At 34.1% G+C, this 10,516-nt stretch carries 8 protein-coding genes; 4 read left to right on the forward strand and 4 right to left on the reverse strand.

What is annotated here, in order from left to right; genetic code table 11:
• Positions 1–102 precede the first annotated feature (102 nt).
• Together M0Q24_RS08595 and M0Q24_RS08600 are read left to right on the forward strand one after the other, a co-directional pair.
• Positions 103–1,278 (forward strand): exonuclease SbcCD subunit D C-terminal domain-containing protein, encoded by a 1,176-nt coding sequence (locus M0Q24_RS08595; RefSeq protein ID WP_295049676.1) that lies wholly within the window; start codon positions 103–105, stop codon positions 1,276–1,278.
• Positions 1,275–4,340, forward strand: a complete 3,066-nt coding sequence (locus M0Q24_RS08600; RefSeq protein WP_295049679.1) for an SbcC/MukB-like Walker B domain-containing protein — start codon at positions 1,275–1,277, stop codon at positions 4,338–4,340. Before M0Q24_RS08595 ends, M0Q24_RS08600 begins: the two co-directional genes overlap by 4 nt.
• A gap of 6 nt (positions 4,341–4,346) precedes the next feature.
• Here the strand turns inward: M0Q24_RS08600 and M0Q24_RS08605 are convergent, their stop codons facing one another.
• Complete coding sequence (locus M0Q24_RS08605; protein WP_295049682.1) at positions 4,347–5,660, reverse strand: HD domain-containing phosphohydrolase; 1,314 nt, start codon at positions 5,658–5,660, stop codon at positions 4,347–4,349.
• The gene (locus M0Q24_RS08610) at positions 5,653–6,651 is read right to left on the reverse strand and encodes an HD-GYP domain-containing protein (RefSeq protein WP_295049683.1); all 999 of its coding nucleotides are present in this window, start codon (positions 6,649–6,651) and stop codon (positions 5,653–5,655) included. Before M0Q24_RS08610 ends, M0Q24_RS08605 begins: the two co-directional genes overlap by 8 nt.
• A 230-nt stretch (positions 6,652–6,881) precedes the next feature.
• On the opposite strand from M0Q24_RS08610, the gene dgt reads away from it, so the two are divergent.
• Both dgt and M0Q24_RS08620 read left to right on the forward strand, forming a co-directional pair.
• Entirely contained in the window at positions 6,882–8,321 is a 1,440-nt protein-coding gene (gene dgt, locus M0Q24_RS08615) for a dGTPase (RefSeq protein WP_295049686.1), read from the forward strand.
• A gap of 87 nt (positions 8,322–8,408) precedes the next feature.
• Positions 8,409–9,632: a hypothetical protein gene (locus M0Q24_RS08620; RefSeq protein ID WP_295049688.1), complete on the forward strand. Its 1,224-nt coding sequence runs from the start codon at positions 8,409–8,411 to the stop codon at positions 9,630–9,632.
• Here M0Q24_RS08620 and M0Q24_RS08625 read toward each other — a convergent pair.
• Both M0Q24_RS08625 and M0Q24_RS08630 read right to left on the reverse strand, forming a co-directional pair.
• Positions 9,615–9,995 (reverse strand): YbgC/FadM family acyl-CoA thioesterase, encoded by a 381-nt coding sequence (locus M0Q24_RS08625; protein WP_295049690.1) that lies wholly within the window; start codon positions 9,993–9,995, stop codon positions 9,615–9,617. The two genes, M0Q24_RS08620 and M0Q24_RS08625, sit on opposite strands and share 18 nt — an antisense overlap.
• 93 nt (positions 9,996–10,088) lie before the next feature.
• Positions 10,089–10,442 carry a DsrE family protein gene (locus M0Q24_RS08630; RefSeq protein WP_021286633.1) on the reverse strand — a complete coding sequence of 118 codons (354 nt, stop codon included), beginning with the start codon at positions 10,440–10,442 and terminating at the stop codon, positions 10,089–10,091.
• Positions 10,443–10,516 lie beyond the last annotated feature (74 nt).

Here is a 10,516-nt window from a genome sequence, read left to right on the forward strand (position 1 = left end):
ATATACCATAATTAGTATGTTGTGTCAATTATTTAAATTTGCATTTAACCATAAATAAGCTCTAGTTGCTATAATAATATCTATATAAAAAATGGGGACAGATTGAAAATACTTCATACATCGGATTGGCATTTAGGGCAGAGTTTTATGGGTAAGAGTCGCTTGGATGAGCATGAGGCTTTTTTGAAGTGGCTTTTGCAAACTATAGAGCAAGAAAGCATTGACACTCTCATAGTTGCAGGCGATATTTTTGATACTGCTACCCCTCCAAACTATGCGCTAGAGATCTACTACAACTTCTTAACTAAGATCTCCTCAATATGCAAAAACATCATCATAACAGCTGGAAACCATGACTCTGTAGCTACTCTAAAAGCTCCAAAGCAACTGCTTCGTGCTTTAAATGTTCATGTCATAACATCTGGCGATGAAGATGAGGATGAAGTTATTGCTCTTTATGATGATAAAGAGCTACAAGGAATTGTCTGTGCAGTTCCTTTTTTGCGAGATTTCGTAGTTCGCAGATCTCAAAGTGCCCAGACTATGAGTGACAAAGAGTCAGCACTCTCTCTTGGCATAAAAGAACATTATAAAAGTGTCTATGAAAAAGCAAAAGAGATCTCAAAAGATGTTCCCATCATCGCTACTGGGCATCTAACTACCTTAGGATCTAAAACAAGTGAGTCTGAGCGAGAGATCTACATAGGCGGAACTTTGGATCTAGACAGCCAGTTTTTTAAAGATTTCGACTATGTAGCACTTGGACATCTTCATATAAACCAGAGAGTCGGATCCGAGAGAGTTCGTTATAGTGGATCTCCAATACCACTTAGTTTTAGTGAGTCAAACTCGCAAAAAAAAGTAAATATTGTAGAGTTTGTTAGTGGCGAAGTAGAAGTCACAGAGCTTGATATTCCACTATTTAGAAAACTGCTTGTTATTCGCGGAGATACTAGATCTGTAATAAAAGAGCTTGAGAGCATAACAAATAAAGAGACATGGATCGAGATCCATATAAAAGATGAAAACCCTTTTCATGCGAATGAGAGCATCAGAACAAGAGCAAAAGAGCTAGATCTAACACTTTTAGCTGTAAAGATTGACAAAGAACAAACACTTTTTACTGCCAACACTTTTAACGCTATAAGCCTTGATGAGTTAAACCCTCTTGAGGTTTTTAAGCAGAGAGTTGAGTTAGAAGCTTTAGAAGATGAAGAACTAGCAAAAGATCTACTCGTAAAGTTTAAAGAAATTGTAAGTGAGGTAGAAGACAGATGAAGATTCTCTCACTAAAAGCTCTAAACATAAACTCGCTTCTTGGCAGAACAGAAGTGGACTTTTTAGATCTCACTAAAGACAGTGCTCTTTTTGCCATCACAGGACCAACTGGATCTGGAAAAAGTACACTTCTTGACATTATCTCTTGTGCTCTTTATGGTCGAACTTCAAGACTTAAAAATCCAAATGACTTGATGTCAAGACACTCCGCTGAGGCCTATTGTGAAGTGGAATTTGAGATCAAAAACAAGAGGTATAGATCTTCATGGACACAAAAAAGAGCACATAAAAAGCACGATGGAAAGTTTCAAACTGCAAAGATGGAGCTAGTAGATCTGGGCACTGACAAAGTTTTAGATCTAAAGTCAAAAGATGTAGCTAAAAAAGTAGAAGAGCTCTCAGGTTTAGACTTTGGGCGTTTTACTCAGTCTATGTTACTAGCTCAAGGTGGATTTGATGCCTTTTTAAAAGCAGATGAAAAAGAGCGTTCAGAGCTTTTAGAGAAGATTACAGGTACACAGATCTATGCGGACATTTCTATAGCTGTCTTTGATAAGCACCGAGACTTAAAGCAAGAGATGGAGTCAGATCAGAAGATCTTAGAATCCATAGAACTCTTAAGTGAAGAAGAAGTTCTTAAAAAACAAAAAGAGCTTGAGCAAAACACAAAAGAGAAGCAAAAAACAGATGAGCAACTAAAAGAGTTAGCAAGAGAGCTAAACTGGACTCAAAGGCTAGTAGAGCTTACACTTGAAGCTAAAAAACATGAAGAGGATTTTACAAGATCTACAAAGCTAAAAGAGCAGCATAAAGAGTCGTTTTTAAAACTCTCTTTAGCAAACAAAGCACTAAATGTCTCATCAACTCACTCCTCTTTTACTCAGATCCAAGAGAGTCTAAAGAGTGATAAAACCACCTTAGTAAAACTAAGCTCTGAACTTGTAACTTTGGATGGAACTATTGAGCAAAAATCCAAAGAGTACACTTCTTTAGAGAAAGTCTATAAAGAAAAAACCATAGAGTTTGAGAGAGAAAAACAGAAGTTAAAACTCGCATTTGAGATCCAGACAAAAGAGTTCCAAACCAATGAGAGCAAAACTAAACTACAAGCTGTTTGCGAGGCTAAGAAAGAGAGTTTAAAAGAAGTTAGTGTAACTCTAAAGACTCTACTTTTAAAAGATGAGCAGATCCAAAATCAGATAAAGAGTAAAAAAACTTACCTTGAAGTCAACTATAGAGATGAAAAATTAAACTCAACTCTTGGGGTAATTGAGCAAAATATAGCTCTTTACAGAGATGAAGAAAAAATTCAGGAAATGAGCCTAGAAAAAACAAAACTCTTTGATAGATCTCTCTTAGAAAAAGATGAAGAGTATAAGCTTATAAAAGTAGAAGTTGATAAACTCTCTACTGCTTTAAAAGAGATAGAGCTTGAGTACAAAAGAGTTAGTAATGATGCACAAGATGCAAATATAGAGGACATTAACAAGCATATTGCAACTCTCAATAAAGAGCGTGAAGAAAATATAGAGAGGCTAAATAGTAGATTAGTTGAGATAGAACAAACGCGCGCAAAAAAAGATGAACTTTATCGTGAGATGGACAAAGTAAGAGATCTTATACAAGTAGAGGAGAAGTCATATTACGCTCTAAATGCAGAGATCCAAAAACATATATCTCAAAAAGAACAAGCTTTGCTAGATCTAAAAACAAACGAAGCAAAAACTCAAAAATATCTAGAAATTTTAAAATCACACTTTAAAGAGTTTGGCTTGGATCTACAAAACATAGAAATCCAGCACAAAGAGCTTGTTAAAAGAGAAGAGATCTACGCACAAACTTTAAAAGAGTTGTCGCGTTTAGAGCTAGATCTGACAAAAAATGAGCTTAACAAAAAAGAGAGCCAAACTAGAGAGATCTCACTAATAGCAGAGATAAAAAGAGATGAAGAGAGTTTAAAAGAGCTAGATCTATCCCTAAAAGAATTATCTTCTAAGCGTAAAAACATAGTAGATGTTACAGATCTAGAGATCTACGAAAAAGAGATAACTCTAAAATACCAAGAATTGCAAAGCAGAGTTCAACTCTTTAAAGATAACTTGAGCGAACTTATAACACAGCAAAAAGAGCGTTTTAGTTATAAAAAAGATCTAGAAGTTAAGATTTCTGAAGATGAAAAAAGAGTAGATCTCTTAAGCTTAAAGCTCCTAGATCTATACAAAGAAAATGAGTTTAAAGATGAACAAGAGTTTTTAGATGCACAGCTTAGCAATGAGAAAAGAGCCGACTTATCTAACTTTTGTAAAAACATAGAAGATGCTTTTACACTCTCGCAAACACTAAAAGCAGAGAGTTCTAAAAAACTACAAGAGCACAAAGTGATGCCAGTAAGCAGGAGATCTAGTAAGGATCTACAAACACTGCAAGCCTTGTTAGAACAAAAAGCAAATGCACTTCAAGAGAGCATTGGAAGTGAAAAAAAAGAGTTAGAAGTAAACCAAGAAAACAGCGATAAGCATAAGAGTAGAATGGGATCACTTGCACTAAAACAAGACTCTTTTAAAGTTTGGGTAAAGTTAAATGAACTCGTTGGATCTGCTGATGGTACAAAGTTTAAAAAGTTCGCACAAGGCATTACTCTAGAGCAACTTATAAACTTAGCGAACAAGCATCTTGAGATCCTAAGCTCACGTTACACACTAACAAGAAATGACGACAAACTACTAGATCTAGAGGTTATAGATGCTTATCAGGGTAACGCCATCCGCCCTGTTAGTACCCTGTCTGGCGGAGAGAGCTTCATAGTAAGCTTAGCCCTAGCCCTCGGACTCTCAGAACTAGCAAGCCAAAAAATAGCCATAGACTCACTCTTTTTAGATGAGGGTTTTGGAACACTAGATGAAGAGAGCTTAGAGACTGCACTAAACGCTCTAAATCTTCTACAAAGTGGCGGAAAAATGGTCGGAGTCATCTCTCATGTAGAAGCTTTAAAAGAGCGGATACCTTTGCAGATCAAGATTATCCCAAATGGAGATGGGACTAGTTTTGTACAAATTGCTTAAGAGTTATTATTCCAAAAAATAGCTCTTTATCAAACTCTCAAGCTCTTCTTTTAGTTCTTCTTTTTGCTTTAGCCTTGTCTCTTTATATAGCGTGTTAGATATTTTTACAAAACCCTCTAGTAGCTCTCCATCGAAATGGCTGTTGTGTCCCTCTTTTAAGATCTCTATGCTTTTTTCATAACTAAAAGGTTCTTTATATGGTCGCTTTGAAGTTAGAGCATCGAAGACATCTACTATGGCAAATATTCTTGCTGTTAGTGGGATCTCTTTGCCTTTTGTCTTGTTTGGGTAGCCGCTGCCATCATATTTTTCGTGATGATTAAAAATCACCTCTTTTGCATCTTCTAGCCAACTATCATCCTTTACAAGCTCAACTCCTTTAACAACATGACTTCTCATTATCTCAAACTCTTCTTCATCTAGTTTTCCGTTTTTTAGAAGGATGCTGTCAGATATCCCGATCTTTCCAACATCGTGTAAAAAAGCTCCTTTTATTAAAACTTTTATGCTTTTTTTATCTAGATCTATGCTTTGCGCAAACTTGATCCCATAGAGAGTTACTCTGTAGTTATGCTCATTTGTATCACTATCCCTAAGTGCAATGGCATTTCCTAGGGTATTGATTGTCATAATATTACTACTTATTAACTCTAGTCTGTGCTTATTTAGCTTTTTATATGCGAAATATATAAGCGGAAAGATTAAAAGGGAGAAAATAACTATGGTTAAAAATACAGTAACAATAGTTGTAAATATATTTTGCTTCAATCTTGCAACAATCGCTGGTTCTATATAAGATACAGCTTCAATATGTCCTAGTAGTTTGTTTGACTTGTAGATAGGATATGAGATCTGCATAAAATGATAGTTATCTAAAATTTTAAAATATTTATAATTCATTTTTTTAGATCTTAGTAAATAGTGTTCAATTCTCTCGTTATCTGAGTGAAGAACTTCTATCTTATCTGCGAATCTTTCTTCATCAGAAGTTAACTCTAAAAATTTTTCTTTTTTCTCATCAAATATTGCAATCATTATAAGTCCAACGTCATTCATTATGACTCTAATATCTTCTTGGAGTACTTTTGCTCTTGAGATCTCTTTATTAGTCTCATGTTTATCAAATCTTTTATCTACATTTATTTTAATCTCTTGTGCTATGGATGTGTAAAAAGTGTATTGTAAAAAATTTACTATGGCTATAGTGCTTATTATGCTGATAAATATAAGGGCGAAGATAGCTCTTTTAAAAAAAGAACTTACGATGTTATTGTTATTTATCTCTATTATTGATTTAATTTTATTTTGAAGCTTATTCATGCAACATCTTTATAAAAGTGTTTACAATTTTCATATCTAAATGTTGGTGCATATGCGTTTTCATTAGGTAGATAGCATCGTAAGAGTTCATTGCTTCTTTATAAGATCGCCTTGTTGTTAATGCATCAAATACATCGCACACTGCTATGATTCGTGGAAAAAGCGTTATCTCCTCGCCTTTAAGTCCATCTGGATAACCCATACCGTCAAGTTTTTCATGATGATGTCGAATACCGTCCAATATATTTTTATCCTTTATTCCTATCTTAATAGCCGTTTCATAACCAAGAGATGGATGTTTTTTCATCTGTAAAAACTCAAACTGATCGAGTAAACCATTTTTGTTGAGTATCTCGTGATTTATACTACTTTTACCAAGATCATGAAGCAGTGCGGAACTCCCTAGCGTATTTAGTTTTTCTTCACTGAGTCCTAGTTGTGAGCCAAGGCAGAGTGAATATATGCTGACATTGAGTGAATGTGTATGAGTGTAGTAATCATACTCAATGATTTTGATAAAGGATTTTATAGCTTTATCATCACGGATAATACTTTGTAAAATCGGTTCGACTATGTTCTTTGAGCGTTGTGCATTTTCTAGTGCTTCTGGGTTTTCATAGAGTGAGTTTGTTAGTTCTGCGGTGGAGGTGTAGATAATATCTCTTTTATCATCTAGCGAAAGATCACTGCTCTCAACCGTATCTTGAAGCCTTTTTTCTATAAAAGATTCATATTTGCTCTTTTGTTCTTTATAGACATAGAGCCTTTCAATCTCCATTAAAGTATTTTTATCTACTTTATCAACTATAGTATTGCTTTGTAGAAAAAGTGACATATGTGTTGTATGGTCATTAATATAGAGATCAAATTTTAGTTTATCTCCAACATAAATGAGGCGTTTATCAATGATCGAATAAGAAGATAGTGGATCGCTTTTTTTATCAGCATAGATTGATTTTATATTAGTTTGAACTATTTTTTTATATTTCACAATTTTGCCAATTTATTTTCTGATTAATTTACTCAATTTTCGCACATAAATTCGACCGAACTTATAAACTTAAATTGAACACTAGAATTTTTAAATTATATCTATTATGCAATGAAGAGTATATTAAAAACTCTTCATTTAAAGTGTTGAGAAAGAAATATCAAAAATTATTTTATGTATGGATTTAGAAGTAAAAATGTATAATCAAAGGATTTAAAAAAGGTAAGTAGATGATTGATTATAGTAAAAAGTTTACACTAGATAGAGAGTTTTATCCATCAAAATTCATAGATGCTTCCATAGAGAGTGATAGAGGTCGGATACTCTCATCACCTGCGTTTAGAAGGCTGCAAAAAAGAACTCAGGTTTTTGCATTAGAATTAAATGCTTCAATAAGAACTAGACTTACTCACTCACTTGAAGTTGGGCAAACTGCAAGATTTATTGCAAAGTCTATACTTGCAAAATTAAAAAAAGAAGAACTTTTAGAGTATAAACTTAGTGAACTTGAAAATGCTTTTATCTCAACTGCAGAGATGACAAGTCTTTTGCACGATATTGGCAATCCTCCTTTTGGACATTTTGCTGAGCAGACTATAAATAAGTGGATGAAAAACAGTGCTCTGCCTATCTTAGATACTTTTGTAGCAACTTCACAAGATACAAAACAATTGCGAGATCTACTAGCAAAAGATATATGCAACTATGATGGAAATGCTCAAGCTATAAGAGTCATAACAAAACTTCAACGCCTAAACCTCTCATACACTCAGATCTTGTCAGTTCTTAAGTACACTAGAGGTGCGTTTGAAGACAAATCTAAAGATGCTCCGCTTGATTATTTAAGAAAAAAACCTGGTTTTTACTATAGTGAGAAAGATTTTATACAAAAGATACAAAAGACGCTAGATGTGAAGTCTGGACATAGATTTCCCATAACCTACATCATGGAAGCTGCTGATGACATCTCCTACCTTACAGCAGATCTAGAAGACAGCGTAGTAAAAGGGATACTGAGCTTAGATAAAGTCTACTCACTTATAAAAAACGAATGTGAAAAAGAGGATGAACACTACCTTTTAGAGGTGATTGAGGAGAGATACAAACAAGCAAAAGAGGATGAAGAACCGTACCAGTTTAGTATGTTTTTTACACTTGTTCGAGCAAAACTTGTCACTTCTTTGGTTTATCATGTTGTTGATATATATTTAGCCAATCATGAAGCTATTTTTAATGGTGAGTTTAACCACGCACTGCTTGAATATGATAAAGAGAGTAAATACTACAAAGCTGTTAAGATCTTACAAAAGATCTCTGCAAAATATATCTATGAAAACAAAGAAGTGCAAGAGCTTGAACTGCAAGGTTACTCTATTGTAAATGGTTTACTAGATCTCTACAAACCACTCTTAGAACTTAGCTCAAATGACTTTCATGCCTTACTAAATGAAGAGAAGATTGAATGTTTTGTTTCAATGAGACTCATCAGAAGAGTGTCATCAAAGCAGATCTCAGCATATAAAAATGATCTTATGACACTAGACAAAGAGGATAAAGAGAGATATAAAATAGTTGAGTGGTACTATAGAGTAAGGTTGATAACTGACTATATAAGTGGTATGACCGATGATTTTGCACTAAAAGAGTTTCAGGTTTTATCAGCTCTATAAAAGCAGTAAATACAACTATTATTTTCTAAGTTCAAGATGGTTATAATGGCATCCATTAAAGATTTTACTAAAATGAAGAGTTTACTTATGAAAAAATTATATATTTTTGCACTTTTACTTCCTGTTGTGATGTTCGCACAGAGTTCACTTATCTCAAATATACCTATTCCAAAAACATATATACAAAACTTAGATCCATATCCATGTGATGAGCGTTGTATGCAAGCATATCTTGACAACGGAATGATCTTCTCCTTTCTTGCTCACGCAGATGCAAAACTAGAAAATGAACAACATGATGAAGTAAGGAAGATGAGCATCTCCATCTTAAATCTCGGATCTTACATCATAGGCGATAAACTACGCATCGCCCTACTTCTTCCTTATAAAATCATTGGAAGATATGCTTCATCAACAACAAATGCATCTTTTGCTTACCTCATAGCCAAAAATCACTCTTTTGAGTTAAAGAGTTACAAGATAGAAAGCGAAGAGATTGATGATATAAAAAAAGCACTTCAAGATATTTCCAATGATGGATTTAACTATGTCATCGCACCTTTTACACAAAAAGGAGCTGATGCAGTATCTGAGATAAACCCAGAGATGAACATCTTTTTTCCAACCATCAACAAAAAAGATGTAACTTCTAGCTCTTCATATCTTTACTATGGCGGCATAGACTATAGGGCTCAAAGTGATCTACTATTAAAAGAAGCCGTTTCCCCATTAGTTATATTTTATGACGACACCACCATTGGAAATAAGCTTAGTCTATATGAAGAGACTGCATATTTGGCTGCTGAGGGTACAGAAGTAGACAAGAGTGTGGTAAAATTTTCTATCCCTAAAAGAACTACAAACCTTGAGAAGCAACTTAGCAAAAATGAAAATATTGTTGAAGGTTCATTTTTCATAAATACGCCTATAGTAAAGACAGGTATGATAATGTCTCAACTTACACTTTATGAGACAAATGCTACAAAAGTTCTCTCAACTCAGATAAATTACGACCCGCTAATTCTTTCTATAACTCAATATGAAGATAGAAAAAATATGATAATAGCAAACTCCATCACCCAAAACAACAGCATTCTTATAGAGACAAATTCACTTTTAGGAAATGACATAGTTTATGACTGGATCAACTACACAACTACAGTCGGAGTTGATTACTTTTATAGCCATGCAACTAGAGCAGATAGAGAGTATGAGATAAAACTAGAAGATAACCAAATGATATACCCAATAGAACTTTTAAACCCTTCTATGTATAGATTTGTAAGGTATAACTCACGATTTAAAGAGTGATAGTATAAGCTCTTTTATATCTGCATCTATCTTTTGAGGTCTTGCCTCAAATGTAATGTAAGCCAAAGTAATGGTGAGTTCAAATATCTTTTTATCTTCTCTATATATAGTTTGTAAAAGTCTAAACGAAGCCGCCCTCATTTCAAGAAGCTCTGTAGTGATGCTTAACTCATCGCCAAGTTTAGCACTAGCTATATAACTAGCTTCGAGCTTTCTAGCAACAAAATGCCCACTGCCCAAGACAGGACTCATACCCTTAGTAAAAAAAGCCTCACTTCTAGCTCTCTCACAAAAGTTTAAATAGTTAGAGTGATAAACCACCCCACCCGTATCTGTATCTTCATAATAAACGCGAATCTTCATATAATATTTCTCCTAGGTTGTGCTATTTCTTCTATCTTCTAGATACGCAAAAGATTAGCTTTAAGATTTTATTATATCTACTTTATCATACGTTTAAAACGTAAGCACTTGTTTGCTTTGAATGACCCAATCTGATAAAGTCTGCATCGTTGATAAAATCTTTTCATCAAAGTACGGTTCATTTTTAAATATTCCGCATCTAGCATTACATGTACCACAAGCTTGTAAGGCAACTCCACTCTCATAAAGTTTTTTTAACATTGCAACCAAGTCATAGTCATAGTTTTGTGGTTTTTGTGTCTTATCTCTTGCTAAATCAACGGCATCATTCATCAAAAAGATATTTACACTCTGCCCACTTTTATGTAGTGTTGAAGCTAGTCTAAGAGCATTATAGGCAATATCTGAACCATCGTAAGGATCATGGTTTAATATAATCGTTACCATCTTTTTTCTCCTATTTTGCTATTTTTTGTATGCCCAATCCAGTTTTGATAGGATTGCCAGCTTTTATCCATGCG

Origin of the sequence: Sulfurimonas sp. (genome assembly GCF_023228785.1) — a bacterium.
In the GTDB taxonomy this organism is placed as follows: Bacteria; Campylobacterota; Campylobacteria; order Campylobacterales; family Sulfurimonadaceae; genus Sulfurimonas.